This window comes from Streptococcus acidominimus, from assembly GCF_001921825.1.
GTDB lineage: Bacteria > Bacillota > Bacilli > Lactobacillales > Streptococcaceae > Streptococcus > Streptococcus acidominimus.
The window spans coordinates 1-18,535 of record NZ_MSJL01000027.1 but is presented as its reverse complement, the minus strand read 5'-3'; the positions used below and the strand labels follow the sequence as shown (position 1 = coordinate 18,535).

Annotated in this window: 12 protein-coding genes; 1 reads left to right on the top strand and 11 read right to left on the bottom strand. The window is 44.6% G+C overall.

Features of this window, described 5'->3' with window-relative positions; all coding sequences use genetic code 11:
- Positions 1-203: 203 nt before the first annotated feature.
- Together fabM and BU200_RS06625 are read right to left on the bottom strand one after the other, a co-directional pair.
- A complete protein-coding gene (fabM, locus tag BU200_RS06635; RefSeq protein ID WP_075099431.1) occupies positions 204-995 on the bottom strand; it encodes a trans-2-decenoyl-ACP isomerase in 792 nt (263 codons plus the stop codon).
- A gap of 957 nt (positions 996-1,952) precedes the next feature.
- Positions 1,953-2,591 (bottom strand): HAD family hydrolase, encoded by a 639-nt coding sequence (locus BU200_RS06625; protein ID WP_075099429.1) that lies wholly within the window; start codon positions 2,589-2,591, stop codon positions 1,953-1,955.
- 259 nt (positions 2,592-2,850) lie between these two features.
- On the opposite strand from BU200_RS06625, the gene BU200_RS06620 reads away from it, so the two are divergent.
- Positions 2,851-4,221, top strand: a complete 1,371-nt coding sequence (locus BU200_RS06620; RefSeq protein WP_075099444.1) for an aspartate kinase — start codon at positions 2,851-2,853, stop codon at positions 4,219-4,221.
- Positions 4,222-5,155: 934 nt separating this feature from the next.
- Here BU200_RS06620 and lacD read toward each other — a convergent pair.
- The 9 genes from lacD to BU200_RS06575 all read right to left on the bottom strand — a co-directional run bounded on the left by lacD (position 5,156) and on the right by BU200_RS06575 (position 18,497).
- Positions 5,156-6,154, bottom strand: a complete 999-nt coding sequence (gene lacD, locus BU200_RS06615) for a tagatose-bisphosphate aldolase (protein WP_075099428.1) — start codon at positions 6,152-6,154, stop codon at positions 5,156-5,158.
- A gap of 69 nt (positions 6,155-6,223) precedes the next feature.
- Positions 6,224-7,381: an N-acetylglucosamine-6-phosphate deacetylase gene (gene nagA / locus BU200_RS06610; RefSeq protein ID WP_075099427.1), complete on the bottom strand. Its 1,158-nt coding sequence runs from the start codon at positions 7,379-7,381 to the stop codon at positions 6,224-6,226.
- A 303-nt stretch (positions 7,382-7,684) separates the two neighbouring features.
- On the bottom strand, positions 7,685-8,794 hold the full coding sequence (gene alr, locus BU200_RS06605; RefSeq protein ID WP_075099426.1) for an alanine racemase: 1,110 nt from the start codon (positions 8,792-8,794) through the stop codon (positions 7,685-7,687).
- Complete coding sequence (gene acpS, locus BU200_RS06600; protein WP_075099425.1) at positions 8,775-9,146, bottom strand: holo-ACP synthase; 372 nt, start codon at positions 9,144-9,146, stop codon at positions 8,775-8,777. Before acpS ends, alr begins: the two co-directional genes overlap by 20 nt.
- Positions 9,147-9,216: 70 nt before the next feature.
- Positions 9,217-11,745, bottom strand: a complete 2,529-nt coding sequence (gene secA, locus BU200_RS06595; protein ID WP_075099424.1) for a preprotein translocase subunit SecA — start codon at positions 11,743-11,745, stop codon at positions 9,217-9,219.
- Between the two features lie 434 nt (positions 11,746-12,179).
- Positions 12,180-16,715: a glycoside hydrolase domain-containing protein gene (locus BU200_RS06590; protein WP_075099423.1), complete on the bottom strand. Its 4,536-nt coding sequence runs from the start codon at positions 16,713-16,715 to the stop codon at positions 12,180-12,182.
- Complete coding sequence (locus BU200_RS06585) at positions 16,679-17,188, bottom strand: YSIRK-type signal peptide-containing protein (protein ID WP_075099422.1); 510 nt, start codon at positions 17,186-17,188, stop codon at positions 16,679-16,681. The genes BU200_RS06590 and BU200_RS06585 overlap by 37 nt, the downstream gene beginning before the upstream one ends.
- Positions 17,189-17,818: 630 nt before the next feature.
- The gene (locus BU200_RS06580) at positions 17,819-18,115 is read right to left on the bottom strand and encodes a PH domain-containing protein (protein WP_075099421.1); all 297 of its coding nucleotides are present in this window, start codon (positions 18,113-18,115) and stop codon (positions 17,819-17,821) included.
- Positions 18,099-18,497, bottom strand: a complete 399-nt coding sequence (locus BU200_RS06575; RefSeq protein ID WP_075099420.1) for a hypothetical protein — start codon at positions 18,495-18,497, stop codon at positions 18,099-18,101. The genes BU200_RS06580 and BU200_RS06575 overlap by 17 nt, the downstream gene beginning before the upstream one ends.
- Between the last annotated feature and the right edge of the window lie 38 nt (positions 18,498-18,535).

The window sequence follows — 18,535 nt, the reverse complement described above, 5'->3', positions numbered from 1 at the left end:
CCGCAAACTTCTATTTCCCACCTCTAAAGGGAGCCACACCTGTAAGCAACTAAAGTTACAACAGTTGCATCTCTTTTTTCCGAGGTTTTAGTCCGAGTTCAATTAAACAAGATACAAAGAGCATTTGACACGAGGACACTCGTCTTACCTCCAACCTTCTGGCTTCGCAGGCTATTATTTATAACCATACCCCCTTGAACCTGCTAGCGTCCTGTAAATCGTGGTCTGCGGCGCTCAAAATGGGCGCGCACTCCCTCTTTAAAATCTTCTTTGAAAGCAAGTTCACGTTGGAGCTCCAACTCCAACTGGGCATAGTCTTCCCACTGCTCAAACTCACTCTTCCACATCAATTCTTTGATTGCGCGATAGGAATTGGGAGAATAGCGTAAGAGACGCTTGACCAACTGCTGATATGCCTTAGCTAGCGCTTCTTGCTCCACTACTTGGTAGACCAAACCATATTCTAGCGCCTTTTCTGCTGTCAAACTTTCGCCTGTCATCGCCAACTGACTAGCACGGGTCGCACCAATACTACGACTAAGTAAAAACAAGCCTCCCGCATCAGGGGCTAGCCCAACTCCTCCAAAAGCCTGAATGAACTTGGTCTTGCTAGAAGCAAGGACAAAGTCTGCTGCAACAGCCATATTGGCTGCAGCACCTGCCACAGCCCCATCCGTCAACATGATGACTGGCTTAGGCAATTTCTTCAAGGCAAAGGAAATCCGATTGACCAGCTCCGCGATTCGAACCAAGGAAGCAATGTCATCTTCATCCACTGCCCGCTTCATCTCAACCAAATCACCACCAACAGAAAAGACCGTTCCTTCTGCTTGTATCAGTAGGATAGCCACCTCATCTGATCCAGCTGCCTGTCCAATAGCCTCTAGTATTTCTTCGCACATAGGGATATTGAAGCCATTTGACACTTCCGGACGGCACAAGGTCAGTCTTGCTATCCGCTCCTCTACTTCATATCGAATCGTTGTATAGGTCATCTTTTTCCTCCTTTACTTTGAAACCTCAAAGAAAGAGGTTTCAAGTGTTGGAGTTATTCTACCACAGATTTCCCATAAAACAAGCCAGCCTAGTGTGACAGCCGGAAAAATGCCAATTGTGGCAAGCTTCAAACTGTGCCATCTGGACAGCAGGCAAGGGAAATTTCTCCACCATCTGCGCTCCATATTTGATTGCTTCAACAGCTATAACACGTTGAAGATGGGAAATGAAACTTACAGGGTAAGCATCATTCATCTTTGTTCGGCTTTTAAACTCCAAATATGGCTTAATCAACCATGCAGAATGGGAGTGATACGGTTTGAAAATAGATTGTTTCAACCTAAACTTTGAAGTTAAAGAGTGAGGAAAAAGAGAACTCTTTTAATTGATATAGTTGTTTAGTTTACTTTTAGTACTAGCTCAAACAGTCTGGGGAGAGACTGTTTGAGGTCGGAAATAAAGAAAACGAAGTTTTCGTTAAAAGTCGCAGGTAGTTGTCTAGTTGATAACTAGACAAGCGATAGATAAGAAAAGTGTAACTTTTCTCAATGGTACAACTCAAGATACGAGAGCGTTAAGCAACTCCTAAACAAAATAGGAAATACGACGAAGAAGCTTTGGCTTCTAGGAGTATTTATCTTTTTGTCAGTGAGTTGTAGCTCAAGTTCAATTATACAAGATACAAGGGCGTTAAACGAGCAAAACAAAAATAGGAGTTTTGACGAGTGAAAAGCTCCAGTGGAGGTTTTCAGCCTATTTCCTAAAGAACCATCATCAGCTAAAACTGAAACAGTTATCGCTCTTTTTTGCACAGCTCGTAGCCCGAGTTCAATTATACAAGACGAGTTAACGAAGTAATAAAAGATAAACTAAATGACTATAAGAGTTCTCCCCATTCCCCCAACTGGTATGATTCTCCTATCTGCATAAGGAACAAGGAGACGCCTCCCTTTCATTTACAATTTAGGCAATAGGTCACCCAATTGGTCTAAAAAATCATCTGCCTGTGATTGGTCTAAGCCAAATTCCTGATCCCGAATCGCCCAGACAGTAAGACCAGCAGCTTTTCCTGCTTCAATCCCTTTCGGGCTATCTTCAATGACCAAAATGTCTGATTTAGCACAGCCAAGTGCAGCACTCGCTTTTTCATAGATTTCAGGGTCAGGCTTACAAGCGCGGCATTCTGTCCCCGAAAAGATATGGGAGAAATAGGAGCGAATCCCAGCTTCCGTCAGAGCCCGCTCAATCTCATCGCGGTCCGTATTGGAGGCAAGGGCTAGTTTCATCCCTCGCTCTGTTAGACCTGCCAAGACCTTGGCGGCATCTGAAGATACACAATCCTGATAAGGAGTTGGTCTCGCCTCCTTGTAGGTCTTGTATGCTGCTTCCAGAGCTGGAATATCCCAGTTAGCATAGTCATCTTGCAGGACTAGCTTCCACACCTGATTGACCCGACCTCCAACAAAAATAGCTGGATTTAGGTGAGCGACCGACAACCCCTTGGTCGCTAGAAAATCTGCCCGTCGCTGATAGTAGAAATGTTCCGTCTGGAACAAGACACCGTCCATATCAAAAATAATCCCTTTATAGGTCATCTGCTACTCCTTTGGTTATATTCTCCTATCATTATAGCATACATCAATCAAAAGCTGACCAGGCAAGAAAACCACAGGCAGGGCAATGTCCCTCAAGCTGAAAGATACAAAACAAACAACTTCACCCCAAATTATGTGTAAAAGTAGCTGATGTCTGATGACCTTCCAGACATTAGCCAACTTTCGTGCTAAGCCTGCTGACAAGCGTATCAGTTTTTGCTATAATGATGAAAAGCATAAAAGGAGATTGAAATTTGTTATGAAAGTGACCAAATTTGGTGGTAGTTCTCTCGCTTCGGCTACCCAGCTTGAAAAAGTATTCAACATCGTTCAAGCAGATCCGGAACGTCGATTTGTTGTGGTATCTGCCCCTGGTAAACGTGATAGTAGTGACACAAAGGTGACAGATGCGCTTATCAAATACTACAAGAACTATGTAGATGGTAAAGACCTTTCTAGTAGCCAAAAATGGATTATCAATCGTTATCAAACCATGGTAGACGAACTCGGTTTTCCGGGTAAATGTATGAAGAAAATCACAGAAAGCATTCTGAATCTGGCAACACTTCCAATTGATGACAATGAATTTCTCTATGATGCCTTTTTGGCAGCTGGTGAGGATAATAATGCCAAATTAGTCGCTGAATATTTCACCTATAAAGGCATCCCTGCGCGCTATATCCATCCTAAGAAAGCAGGGATTATCGTCAGTTCAGAGCCTAGAAATGCGCGTATTTTACCATCTAGTTATGATAAGATCGAAGCCCTAAGCGAGGCAGACGAAGTCTTGGTTATTCCTGGATTTTTCGGGGTAACTGTGGACAACCAAATCTGCACCTTCTCACGCGGAGGATCCGATATTACAGGTTCTATCATCGCTGCTGGGGTCAAGGCTGACCTCTATGAAAACTTCACAGATGTAGACGGGATTTTTGCAGCCCACCCTGGGATCATTCACAATCCACACTCCATCAAGGAATTGACCTATCGCGAAATGCGGGAATTGGCCTACGCTGGCTTTTCTGTCCTGCACGACGAGGCCTTGCTCCCTGCCTACCGTGGACGTATCCCTCTCGTCATTAAAAACACCAATAATCCAGACCACCCTGGCACGCGGATCGTCCTCAAGCACAGCGACCATACGCTGCCTGTCGTTGGAATCGCAGCAGATGATGGCTTTGTCAGCATCAATATGTCCAAGTACTTGATGAACCGAGAAGTCGGATTTGGTCGCAAGGTCTTACATATCCTAGAAGAACTCAATATCCGCTGGGAACACCTCCCAACCGGCATTGACGACCTCTCCCTTGTTTTGCGTAGCCGAGAATTAACCCCTATCAAGGAAGAAGAAATTCTCCGCCAGCTTAACTCGAAACTCGAAGTGGACAAGGCAGAAATCGAACACGGTCTTTCCATTATTATGATTGTCGGTGAAAATATGAAGAGCCATGTCGGGGTAACTGCAACCGCAACTGCTGCCCTCTCAAAAGAAAATGTCAACTTGGCTATGATCTCCCAAGGTGCGAGTGAAGTCTCCGTCCTCTTTGTCATCAAAACAGAAGAAAAAGAAAAAGCCCTCAAAGCCCTATATCAAGCCTTTTTTGGGGTAACACAAGATACGAGAGCGTGAAGCGAGCAAAGCAAAAATAGGAGTTTTGACGCAGAACTACAAGTTCTAGGAAAAACTATCTTTTTTGCACAGCTCGTAGCTCGAGTTCAGTTATACAAGATACGAGGGCGTTAAACAACTCCTAGACAAAATAGGCGGCCGAACAGAAGCGGTTCGCTTCGTCGTGAGACCCCCACAAAGGCAACTAGATTGGCGTGCTAGCGACAATCAGATGCCTACTGTGATGTTATCTAGGGTTACTCAACCTTTTGATTACGCTTTGTCAGTGAGTTGTAGCCCGAGTTCAATTAAGATACGAGGGCGTCTAAAAATTCGTATGAAAATAGGAAATTGGCGACGTGTCCCAAGACACAAGGCAATTTATCTTTTTCACTAGAATTTTAGCCCGAGTTCAATTCCAAGATACAAAGCCCGTTAAAAACTCAAAGCGAAAATAGAAAATTCGACGCAGAAACTAGGGGAGTTTGCTCCGCAAACTTATATTTCCCGCCTCCAAAGGTATACTATACCTTTAGAGCTAGGAAGATTTATCCCTAAAGGGAGCCACAGCTGTAACTAGCTAAAGCTAGACATCTGCGTCTCTTTTTTCCGAGCTTTTAGTCCGAGTCCAATTCCAAGATACAAAGTCCGTGAAAAACTCAAAGCTCACTCTTTCAGGTATTATAGCCGTTTAGTTCATTTTTAGTACTAGGCAACGAGTCGCAGGTAGTTGTCTAGTTGATAACTAGACAAGTGACAGATAAGAAAAGTGTAACTTTTCTCAATGGTACAGCAAGACGAGTTAACGAAGTAATAAAAATATAAACTAAATGACTATAACAGTCACTACTTTATCCGTAAGCAGACATAGCCCCCAACAGCTACGGCAAATAGAAATCAAAAAGCAAATTCTTATAAAAATCCAACTCTTGATACAGAGTTGGATTTTTGCATATTATTTTACTTCTACTTTATCGAGCCAAGAACTTGCAGTTGTTGCGAGAACGGCATTTAGTTCTTCCATATTCTGACGACCTTGGTCTGCCAACCAGCTCTTAGCTGCTGCTTCACCTTCTTTGGCAAAGACGGCAACTGCATCTTTCCAAGTAGCGCGACCACAAAGCACCCCATTAAAGCTAGAACCTGCTTCTTTTGCCACTACCAAGGTTTCTTGGAATAGCTTGGCAGATACGCCTGCGCTCAAGAAGATAAATGGCAAATGCGTTGCTTCTGCTTGCTCCTTGAAGTAGGATTTAGCCTCCTCTAAGCTGTAAACAGGCTCTTGATCAGTATAGCCTTCAACAAAGTTCATATTGACTGGCACTTCGACTTTTAAGACATCCGCATTGTAACGTGGCTTGCTAAATTCACGCATGGCTCCGTTAACCTTACGAGGCTTCAAAGCTGCATATTCCCGTGAAGTCACATCCATATCGCTTGCATCATAGGTCAAGATTTCCACAAAGTATGGAATATCTTCTGCGACACACTCGCTACCGATCCGCTCTACCCAAGCATGCTTGATCTCATTGATTTCTGCTTTATCATCTACATCATAGTAGAGCAAGATTTTGACCGCATCTGCGCCCAATTCCTTGATCCGTTTCGCAGACCAATTCGGAAGCAAGTCAGGCAAGCGACCTGGCGTTGAGGCATCATAGCCCGTTTTTTCATAAGCCGCAATAAAGCCACAATCTGGATGACGCAGTTCAGCTGCTGGTACACCGTATTCTGCATCTAACAAGATCGAACTTGCATACTGGGTCAAATCACTTGAGATAACCTTTTTGAAGTCCACCAAGATGTCATCACCAAAATTGGCATCTGCTGCAGCTGACAAGAGGCGCTTCAAGGCTCCTCGTTGGTCAATCGCAAGGGCGGCAATCACTTTTTCATCATTTGATAGACGAACGAGGTGATTGTATTTCGTCTGTGAAAGTTGTAATTTTTCCATTATCTTCCTCCTAGATAAAGTAGAATATAAACAATATTAATTGGCTTTCTGCCAATAAACACTCTAGTATTATAGCGACTCAGCACTGAAACGCTTGACACCATCCAAATAAGTAGCCTGCAAACGTCCCTTGTCATCAATGACGATGAAATCTGCCGCACGACCTGCTGCAATTTGTCCACAGAGATGATCAATGTTAACAGATTTTGCTGGAGCAAGTGAAGCCATACGAACCGCATCCGCTAGGCCTGCCAAGCCCCATTCCACGATATGTTCAACCGCTTGAATCAATTCCAGAATAGAGCCTGCTAGGCTACCATTATGTTTCAAACGCGCTGTCCCATCTTTCACCACTACTTCAAACTCACCGAGACGAGAATCGCCTTCTCCTTGACCACCAGCACGCATACAGTCTGTAATGAGAACTGTTTCATCCACACCACGCGCTTTCATAACAATCTCGACCGCAGCTGGGTGTACATGATGGCCATCACAAATCACCTCTGCAAAGACATTCTTCAAGTCAAGCGCTGCACCGACCATTCCCGGTTCCCGATGGTGAAGTCCGCTCATACCATTATAGACGTGAACAAAGATATTAGCACCTGCCTCGACTGCTTTCTTTGCCTGATCATAGGTTGCATCACTATGGGCAAGGGCAGTATGAATCTTTTTCTCCTTGGCAAAGTGGATAAATTCTTCCACTCCGTCACGCTCTGGAGCAATAGCAATCTTATTGACCAAGCCCTCGGACAGGCGGTGCCATTGATCCAATTTCTCCACAGATGGGTCGCTCATATACTTAGGATTTTGAGCCCCCTTGTATTTCTCTGTGAAAAATGGCCCTTCAAGGAAAATTCCTTGGATCTTCGCTCCTTTTTCCTCACCTGCATGACGGCCAATCGTTGCACAGACCGCGTCCAGATTTTCTGTGGAATCCGTCAAGGTCGTCGGCAACCAAGAGGTCACACCGCAGGACAAGAGCCCTTCTGAAATCACCTTAATACCGTCAAAATCATTGTCCATAACATCGTGGGAAGCATAGCCATGAATATGCGTATCCACAAGACCAGGCCCGATATGATAGTCTGAATAGTCCACGATGTCAGCATCTGGTTTTTCCGTCAAAATCGCTCCAAATCGTCCATCATCTGTAATCTCAAGGTAGGCATTTTCCACCTCTCGGTCGGACAAAATAATAGACTTAGCAAAAATATAGTTTGACATATAGTCTCCTTTCGATAAGACTAGATTCTACTTAGATGAACATATTAACCCATAACTGGTTATAACCTCTCCTCTTATTCTACTCACCTTTCCTCCAATTGTCAAGTTATTTCTGAAAAATTAAGCACTGAACAAACAAGATAGGAGGGCTTTGAAATGCCACTCCTAAAATATTGGTAGAGAAACTACTTCCACTCTCGTACAGGGAGGGAAATTGGTGACACAACTGATTCCCTTTGTCGCTTATCCTCCTCACCTCATACCTTACAATTCCTTAAAAAAAATGACCAGCTGTGTAGCTAGTCATTTTTCATCATAATAGCGAGGAATGCGGTCGGATAAAGCACAGACCACTTCATAGTTGATGGTGCCGAGGTAATCCGCCCAGTCTTGCACGGAAATGGTATGGCTCCCACTGTGACCAATCAAGGTCACGGGTGTGCCCAAGGCATAGCCTTGCGGTAAACGGACCGTAATCTGATCCATGGAGACACGACCGACAACTGGACAGAGTTTTCCCTCAATCAAGAGGGAAAATCCCTGCATGGCTCGTAAAAAACCATCTGCATAGCCGATCGGAATCGTGCCGATATATTCGGACTGCGAGCTATGGTAGCTTGCCCCATAACCGATACTGGCACCTGCTTCTACTTCTTTGATATGAATTAGTTCAGATGTCAATTGCAGGGCTGGTTCAATAGGATAAGGCATCTCCAACTCATGTCCACTCGGGTTGAGACCATATAACACATTGCCTAGGCGAACCATACTAAAGACGGTATCTGCATGCCAGATACTGGTTGCGGAATTGCTAGCATGAATACAGGGAGGAACTTGAGACAGCTCTGCAAGCAACTCTTTGAAGCGAGACAGTTGGGCTTGAAAATGGCTGTCGTCTTTTTCATCTGCTGTCGCAAAATGTGTGAAAATCCCTTCGATAATGACACCCTTTCGGCTCAAGTCACTCATGGCATGGTTGAGGGCTTGACTGTCTCGAAAACCGATCCTCCCCATACCGGTATCCACTTTGAAATGAACCTGCAAATCCTGCAAAGACACGCCATAGTCAAGCAGCTTTTCTACCCACTCTACACTTGCAACTGTCAGCGTAATCTTTTCTGAAATCGCCCTTGCCACAACCTCTACTGGCACCACACCGAGAATCAAGATTTGTTGCGTGATACCTGCCTGACGCAGTTCCAAGGCCTCGTCCAGATTGGAAACACAAAAGCCATCTACTTGAGGTTCCAATTGTCGCGCCACTGCAACCGCCCCGTGTCCATAGGCATCTGCCTTAACTACCGCAAAAGCCTTGGTTTGCTTAGGTAAATGGCGCTTGACCTGCTCCAAATTATTTGAGATAGCTGACAAGTTGACCTGAATCTTTGTCGGTCTATGAATGCTTGCTTTCATCTACTTCCTCCAAAATCACACTGGCTTGCACAAAACCAGCAGAATGACTGATGCTGAGCCAAACCTTGGCTTGAACAGGGGATTTGGCGATATAAGGTGCCCCTTTATCATCTGTCAAAATTTCAATGTCTTGAAAGCCAATCTGACCAATCCCCGTGCCAAGTGCTTTGGCAAAGGCCTCTTTTGCCGACCATCTCCCCGCTAGATACTCTAGCTGACGACGGTTTTTCAACTCTTCGAATCGGGCAAATTCCTTTTCGGTCAATACTTTCCTAGCAAATCGCTCGTGCTTTTTCATCGCCTGCTCAAGAGCGGCTATTTCTTGTAAATCTATTCCGTGTCCTATAATCATTTCTTAAAAAAGAAGTGAGAAATCCGTATTCTAGCGAATGTCGGATTCCTTACTCCTCCCTCATATCTTATTAGTATACCTGTTTGCGACCATGACAGTTCTTGAATTTCTTACCAGACTGACATGGACATGGATCGTTGCGCTCAACGCCTTCAAAGCTTACTTGATCACCCGTGACAGCTTGAGCTGGGACGATATTCTTGACAGCCGTTGTACGCGCTTCATGACTGGTTCGTTCCCGCTCAATATTGTCATGAATTTGTGCTTTCATCATGAGACGTGTCACATCAAATTCAATGGCTCCGATCATCTCCTTAAAGGTTTCAAAGGCCTCTGACTGGTACTCGACAACTGGATTGTTCTGCGCATAGCCACGGAGGCTAACTGCATTGCGCAATTGATCCATCGTATCGATATGGTCTGTCCAGCGATTATCTACTACGCGAAGGATCAAGACTTTTTGGAATTCACGCACGCGGTCTTCATCGCGTAACTTAGCTACCTGACTGTCGTAAACAGCCAAGGCACGATTGTACAAATCAAGGACAATCTCTTGATCAGATTTACCTTCTAAATCAGCTAGACTGATGGTGTCTTCTGGCAGAAGGTTGATTTGAGCAAAGCGTAGAATTGCCTCTAGAGCCTCGTCGCGCTTGCTTGCCTTATGATCTGCCACTTGGCGTTCAATTGTCCGCTTTATCATCGCCTTGATTTCTGGAGCTAGGTCACGGTCAGCAGTGATGACATCCTGACGTTGGCGGTAAATAATTTCACGCTGCTCACGCATCACATCATCATATTGAAGAACTTGTTTCCGAGAATCGTAGTTGTTTCCTTCAACACGTTTTTGAGCCCCCTCCACTTGACGGGTCAACATCTTAGACTTGATCACAGACTCTTCTTCGGTCAAATTCATACGTTCCATAAAGGCCTTGATACGCTCTGATCCGAAACGTTTCATCAAGTCATCTTCCAGAGAGAGATAGAATTGAGATTCACCCGGATCTCCCTGACGACCTGAACGTCCACGGAGCTGATTATCAATCCGGCGGCTTTCATGGCGCTCTGTACCGATCACACAAAGTCCACCGAGTTCACGAACACCTGGACCTAACTTGATGTCCGTACCGCGTCCCGCCATGTTGGTTGCAATCGTCACCGCTCCGCGTTGACCGGCATTCATGATGATTTGTGCTTCACGATAGTGGTTCTTAGCATTCAAGACTTCATGAGGAACACCTGCTGCCACCAAACGTTTTGAGAGGTAATCAGAGGTCTCCACTGCAACGGTACCGACCAAGACAGGCTGCCCTTTTTCGTAGCGTGTCTTGACATCTGCCACAACTGCATTAAATTTATACTCCAAACTTGGGTACAATAGGTCTTCATGGTCGATACGGGCAATCGGACGGTTGGTTGGGATTGGAACTACACGAATGTTATAGATTTCTCTAAATTCTTCTTCCTCGGTCTTACCTGTACCCGTCATTCCCGCTAATTTATTATACATACGGAAGAGATTTTGATAGGTGATAGACGCGCTTGTCTTTGATTCATTCTGAACAGGCACACCTTCTTTAGCCTCAATCGCTTGGTGCAAGCCATCAGAGTAACGACGACCCTCCATGGTACGACCCGTAAATGGATCGATAATCATGACTTCTTGCTCATCATTTACGAGATAGTCAATGTCGTAGGTCATGATATAGTTCGCGCGAAGGGCATTATCAATAAAGTGCGTCAAGGCAACATTTTCAATATCGTAGAGGTTCTTGAGTTTGAAGAAGCTCTCTGCCTTGTCAATTCCAGAGTCAGATAGACTGATGGTTTTTGAAGGAACATCTATGATGTAGTCAGCTTCATCCAAGGATTTGACCAGATTATCCGCCAAGAAATACAACTGATTGGTTTCTGAACTTTGGGCACCTGAAACAATCAATGGTGTCCGTGCCTCATCGATCAAAATAGAGTCTACCTCATCAACTAGGGCAAAGTTCAAAGGACGTTGCACCATGTCCTCTGCACGAACCACCATGTTATCGCGGAGGTAGTCAAAACCGATTTCCGAGTTGGTAGAATAGGTAATATCACAGTTGTAGGCTTCACGTTTTTCAAGGGAGGATTTCGCTGCTAAGTTAATTCCGACAGAAAGACCTAGCCAAGAGTAGACTTCTCCCATTTCTGTGGCGTCACGGCTCGCCAAATACTCATTGACAGTGACAACGTGTACACCCTTGCCAGACAAGGCATTGAGATAAACCGGCATAGTCGCCGTTAGGGTCTTACCTTCCCCTGTACGCATCTCTGGCACATCACCGTGGTGGAGAACAATCCCCCCCATGATCTGAACAGGATAAGGGTAGAGTCCCAGCACCCGTTTAGCAGCTTCACGGACAACCGCAAAGGCTTCATACAGAAGCTCATCAAGAGTCTCTCCCTGATTGTAACGCTCCTTAAATTCTACGGTTTTAGCTCGCAATTCGTCGTCTGATAAGGCAGCCATCTCATCTGCGTAGGCAATGACCTTATCTGCCATTTTTTCTAATTTTTTTAATTCACCTTTATCGTTTTCGATAATCGTTTTTAAAATATTTACCATTTTATTCCTTACTTGTATCGATTCTTATACTCAAGGAAAATCAAAAAGAGAGGTTGCTTCAACTATCTGGGAGATCGTTGAAAGTTGGAGATAGAACTCTGTTCCTTCTTGTTTTAAGGGAAGTTGACAAAGTATCCTTTTGATTTTTAAAGAGTATTATTTTGTGTTCGTTCCATTATAGCATGTTTCCCCTCTACTTTCAAGATAGAGCGATAGTTTAAACACGCCATAGACATGAAGAAAATGCATGTAACGATTTTCTTGTCACATGCATTCTTTCAAATTATTTTCACCGTACGCTTTATCTTGTATAACTAACCTCGGGTTAAGCACTGGAAAAGAGCCGTATCTGGAACAGTTACGGCTACTTTTAGGGGTAGGCTGAAAGCCTCCACCGAAGCTTTTCACTTACCAAAAATGATAGCTGTCTGCGATTAGGAACGTTTGCGACCTAGACAGAGACCAATAAAGCTATAAATAAGCCAAGCTCCGACCATACCAAGACTAACTGCGCCAGCTGTTTTAGGGAGCCTATGTTCTGGACGACTACTGTCACTCACTCTCGATGCTAGAGTTGAAACACTTTCTTTATTTGCCGCCTCCACTTCGTGGATCATCTGTATAGCCTGCAGCCTTTCTGTCACTTTTAGTGCTAGGACTGAACCCTTTTCTTTATTCCTTGCCTCAACCTTATGAACCATCGGTGTCACCTGTGGTGTTTGTGGCACTTTTGGTTTTTCAGCTGCAGGGTCTAATGGTCTCAGGTCTACTTCTGTTTTGTCAGTATCTGTTGAAACAGCTGCCTCAAGGGCTACAAGGGCTGCCTCCAACTCTACTAAGGCACGGTCAATCTCAATCTGCTGGCTATCTGTCGCCTCAACAAGTCTTACAAGAACAGCTACCTTATTTTTCAACGCTTTAACGGATTCAGCCGTGTAGAGACTCGGATCAACATTTACCAATTTAGCCAATAAAGGCTCGACAACACGCTTATCAACTCTGCCCAAGGCCTGATCAACTTGACCCAGCTTAAAGATAGCTAATTTAATATAGGAAAGATCAGTAGTAATCCCTTTCTTCCAACTGTAAGAGAAGTCCTTATCCCAGTGACCATACGAATTGGTCAAGATGGTACCATCCGGTTGAACGACAATCCCTGCATAACCTGTATCTCCAGATTTCGTGTTATTAGACCAGTCTTCAGCGATACGAATCCGATATTCTCCTTCATTTTGAGCCATCAAATCGTCGTAAGTGCCAACCCAAGCAACCCAGTCACCAGCCATCCAATCATTATTTTCAATCTTACCATTACGGTTGTAGTCTAAAATAATTTCACGGAACGTCACAATGAGACGGCCACTAATTGGATCATAAACTATCTTGTGACGTTCACCCTGCAGGCCACCTTGCATCTGCTCTGGCTTGCTCCATGTTTTCCCTTCATCATCTGAATAGAACATCACCGAGTGATGGTTGTGGGACTGTGAGCGCCCTAGAGCAACGAGACGTTTACCATTTGGCGAGCGGAAAATACCGACTTCACAGATTTGGTAAAGGCTCTCTACATCGCGATAAGAAGCTAAATAGTGTTCTGGTTCTGACCACACTTGGTTGCCATTTTCATCAAAGGTCAAGTAGGTCTTGAAGTTTTCATATTTGTTATTATGGTAAACCCCCAGCCACTTGTCAATCGGCTGACCTGCTTCATTATGTAACTGTACAAGACTTGCCATCGCAACGACTGAGAAATTTTTTTGATCACCAAGCATTGGATGATGATTGGTGTAATCAGACCATGTTTCTCCATTATCTGTTGAAATCGAGGTCTGCCAGCCACCTGTGGTGTTTTGATGCCACTCTGGACGACCTGTAATCATCATGAGCTTGGTCCTACCATCTGTCATATTGAGTTTGTAGAGGGTTGGTGTTTCGTAAGAATGTGCCCAATCTTTTGGAATATCTGTCTTTTCAGTCCATGTTTTACCGCCGTCACGGCTAATCTGCATCACAATCGGACCTGCTCCGTGACCTACTGGATAAGCTGTAATCAAGGTCATATTATCATCCAGCATAATCATATCTGGTTGACCAAGATACTGTCTATCTGTACCAGGTTTTTTCTCAATATCAGATAGGTTGGCTTCTGGAAGACGGTATTCTGTGATAGCAAAATGATGATTGAGTTTCTTAGAAACCTCAACAGTTACAGTTTTGTTGCTATTACTTGCCGGGTGATTGATGGTAATAGTTACAGTTCCCTTAGCCAGTGGGGTCATGACACCAAATTCATCAACCGTTGCAATCGCTGGGTCTGACGAAGTAAAGGTTAGGACTGTTGCTTCATCTCCGCTTGGAACATAGTAAGCATCAATAGCAACCTTATCACCAACGATCGCTTCCATATTGGTTTTTGAGACAACTAAACCGACTTCGTCAGTATTAGTCAAGAGGGTTTGGACTTCTTCAGCATTCAATCCACGACGGTAAACACGCAAATCTGTCAACAAGCCACTAAAGCCATTACCACCAATCTTTTCAATCGGGGCGAAGAAATCTTTATTCTTAGTCCAGTTGATTGTTTCGACTAACTCACCATCAACATAGACGCTAAGACCATTTGCAGCAGTATTAGCATAGGCAACATGATGCCATCGGTTTTTACTTGGCTTGTTCTTAAAGGTCAACCATTGACCATCACGGTTAGCAACGTGAACTCCCATCCAAGCATTTCTTGGTGAAATTGCCAGATCTAATGACCGTTCACCATCTGCTGAGGTTAGGACAGACTCACGGATATTGTTCGCTTCCGTCTGACGATACACATAGAAGGCAACTGTCCAGTCATGATTGAGGCTACTATTCTTATCACTCAAAACAATCGCCTTATCTGGTGATACTCTAAGCACCTTAAAGTCGTTTTCTAAAGCAACCAAGTCTTGGCTAGTGATATGAGCATCCTTACCAGTCACGGAATCTCGACCAGGATTTTCATCACTAAAGATGTAGTGGTTCACCAAATCTTCTGTTGAAAGAACACGTGGCTTCACTTCAACAACTAATTCAGAAGTCTTGCTTGGGTCAGCTTGTGACCTTGCCACAATCTTGGTCCTACCAGCACGCTTTGCTGTTACTTTACCGAATTGGTCAACCGTTGCGACAGCTTCATTGATCGAAGACCAAGTAATAAGATTATTGAGCAAGTTCTCTGGTTCTATTGCTGCTGTCAAGGTCTGCTGACTACCTGCTAGGAGGGATAGGGGATCTTCTGCTCTAATCCGAACAGACTCAACTGTTGCAACAGCTGTTTTCTTGTATGCTAATGCTTCTTCAGTAAGAGCGTTAATCTTTTCTTTCAAGATTGCCATGTCATTAGCCATTTGAACCTTGCCTGCTTCTGTCAGGTAGATTTTGTTGTTTGGATAGGTGGCTTTGACAGTGCTTAGCAAGTCATCAACCCTAGCACTAAAGCTTGGTACTTCTTTCTTAATCCAGAGAAGTTTATTGACATCACGAACCCCTTCTGCCATTTTTTCAAGACGGAGACTTGAACGTGGGCCGTCGGCTCCCTTATCCCCCGGGTAAACCAAGAAGGGATCTCCGGCTTCAAAGGCATTGTGAGTCGTATCTACCAACGGATTCTCAACCCAAGAATCGTAAGCCCAGCGCAAGTAACCGTCTGCCTTAACAGAAGCTCCGTAGAGCATGGTCCAGTAGCTTTCACCCGGGTCACTAAGGGCAAAGTTGCCCGGTATATGCCCCGTACAAGTGTAGATGGTTGTTCTAAGACCAAGTTTTTCACGAGCTGCTCGTAGCTCTTCAAACTCTCTCGGATGTGCTTTGACAGCAATTGAGCCGACCGTCCAGTCTGTCAATCGCATCGCAAGGTCTTTGTTTTGAATAAAGTGATCCATAGCGCCCGCTGTCTTAAATGGTTTAGCATCAATCCCCATCACACTATCAATGAGATTAAAAGCATTGACATGGAAACCACGCTCATCAATCCCAATATAGACATCTTGCTTCCAGCCACGAGATTCTGTATGGAGCATGAAGTCCTGCAAAAATTCACGCCAAACTTCTGTATGCTCCTTAGTACCATTTTTAGCCTGCTGTACCTTGTAGCTCTGACTAGCTTCATCAAAGTAACGGATAGACTGGGGCCATGGCGCAATACTGTAAGCCACAATCTTATCGCCAATACCGAGAGATTTGTTAAACTCTACCCACTTATCAAAAATCGTATAATCAAAGGCAAATTTCCCATTAGCTTTCTTGCTCCATTTGACCATAGATGGAAATTTGATTTCACCCTCACCATAGGTCTGACCAGCCCAAGCTTCGTCTACGACGGTCGTTGTCACGGTATGTCCACCGATTGATTTATATTTCTCTATATGAGGGCGCATAAGGGCTAAATGCTCATCAGAGAAAGGCTCAACATTGTAGTATTCTGCAACACGGTTTGGGTTTTGCCAAAGTTCAATATCGAAACCATTTTTGAAATCAACAGCATCTGGCAAAGAAGCATCTTGAACTGTCAAGGTATAGTCAAAATGAAGTGCTTCCGCAAACTGATCTGCCGTCAAGGACACACGACCACGATAAGTCCCTGCGACAGCGTCTTTCGGCACATGAACAGTTAACCAAAGGTTTTGCAGATGTGCTGCCGCCACATTGACAGGTTTAGTGGTATAGAGAATGTCATTGGCCTCAGCACGATTCCCCTGCGGGATAGGTCGTGTTGGGTCACCGTAACCCGGCATGCCTGTGAAAGCATCTGTTGACTTGATAAAGGTTGCCGTCACGTTTGAACTTGCAATGGTACCAGCTTCTCCTGTAAAATCACTAACTGTCGCTGTCAGATTGGTTACATTCTGATCCTTGACTGCCACACTAAGTTGAGCATTAGCAGTATCATTTTTCCAAGCTGTCAGATCACCCCTGCCACGAGATTCCTCTGTAAGCACCTCATATAACGTTGCATCGTATACTGCCGACTGGTATCAGCCACTGTCCCCTTGGCAAAAATGTTCTCTGTCACAGGTATCGTCTGACTTTCAGCGGGTTGAGCTGGTTCCAGACGGGCAGAACTGGCTGTAACTAGTTCTGTAACGCTGGCTACCGGGACGGGTGGGGCGGAGCGGGCTACAAATGGTTCTGTAACCTTAGCTACTGGGGCGGGTTGGACGGAACTGGCTACAACTGGTTCTGTAACGCTGGCTACCGGAGCGGGTTCTGCATTAACCTCTGGTGTTGGTTCTGCCGTTTCTCCTACTGGGGGAGATTCTGCCAGACCGGTTTCCAGCTGACTTGACTCTGATGGAGTTTCAGCTAAAACAGGGTTTGCCCAACCACTAACTAGAAAGGCAGCAATTACCAATGAACAAGTTCCGATAGACAATTTTCGGATACTGAAACGTTCTTGTTTCTTAAAAGCCATGAGACGATCCTCCTCTTATTTATTCCCGTCCTCTTTTTAAAGAAAGCGCTTTCTTCGAGGGGAGTGTATCACAAAATAAAATATTTGTAAACAAATTATAGTCATTTAGGGTATCTTTTGTAATTGAACACGGGCTAAAAGCTCAGAAAAAAGAGCCATAACCGTTTCAGCTTTAGCTGATTACAGGTATGGCTCCCTTTAGGGGACGCAGATGTTCTAGCTTTAGCTAGTTATCAACTAGACAACTACCTACGACTTTTAACGAAAACTTCCTTTTCTTCATGTCCAACCTCAACCAGTCTATCCACAGACTGGGTTGACGAAAACTTCCTTTTCTTCATCTCTCACCTCAAACAGTCTATCCACAGACTGGGTTGACGAAAACTTCGTTTTCTTCATCTCTCACCTCAAACAGTCTATCCACAGACTGGGTTGACGAAAACTTCGTTTTCTTTATTTCCAACCTCAAACAGTCTATCCACAGACTGTTTGAGCTAGTACTAAAAGCAAACTAAATAACTATATATTAAAATACGAGGGCGGTTGATACGAGTTTCTCTCGTTTTGTCTCCCATCTTCCACAATCTCAAATAGACTGGGGAAGCAGGTGCTCTTTGTCCTTACTTTCTTCTATGCTGAAAAAATCTTCTCATATTTAGGGAGTATTGCCTCAACTGCCTGTTTGAGCGCATTAGCACCCTCCCCCTTAATGGCAGTGTCTACCTGCCCGTGAATATTTTTGACTGCTACTTGGATACGGGACACTAGATTCTTACCGTCCGTCTCAAATTGCTCCTGCACCGACTTATGGTCTCCTTGAATGAAAGCAGACTGAACATGGGCATAGGACTTCTGCAAGGAGCGTATCATTTCGTTAAAGTCTGGCTCGCTATCTGCTTGTAAGTAGTAGCTAGTTAGTCCGTTCATGGTATTGCCTCCTTAAATCATGTAATTCTACTTCCAACTGATCACGCTCCTGATAAAAACGGCGCCTTAATTGCTCCATCTCCTCCTCCAAGGCATGCAGTCTCTTCCTATAAGCCCAATCGGATTCATCTTGCAGTGCCCGAACTTTCCTCTCGAAATGTGCTGCCGCTTCTGGTCTAGCATCATGGTGGAAAAGCAAGCGCTTCATCTTCTCCTGCTCTTGCCCCAAAGCATCCGCTAGACGGCGGTGACGGTCGTCCAAGTCCCTCATGCTCCCTGCCAGTCGCCTTTTGGCACGATAGTAGTCTTCTTCTTGTGCAATCAGTCCCTGCTCTTTCTGTCGAATAGAGCCCCTCAATTCTTCTAAAGATCCTCTTTCCATGCCCTAAATTCTCCTGCCAATTGATGGTCTAAAGCCAG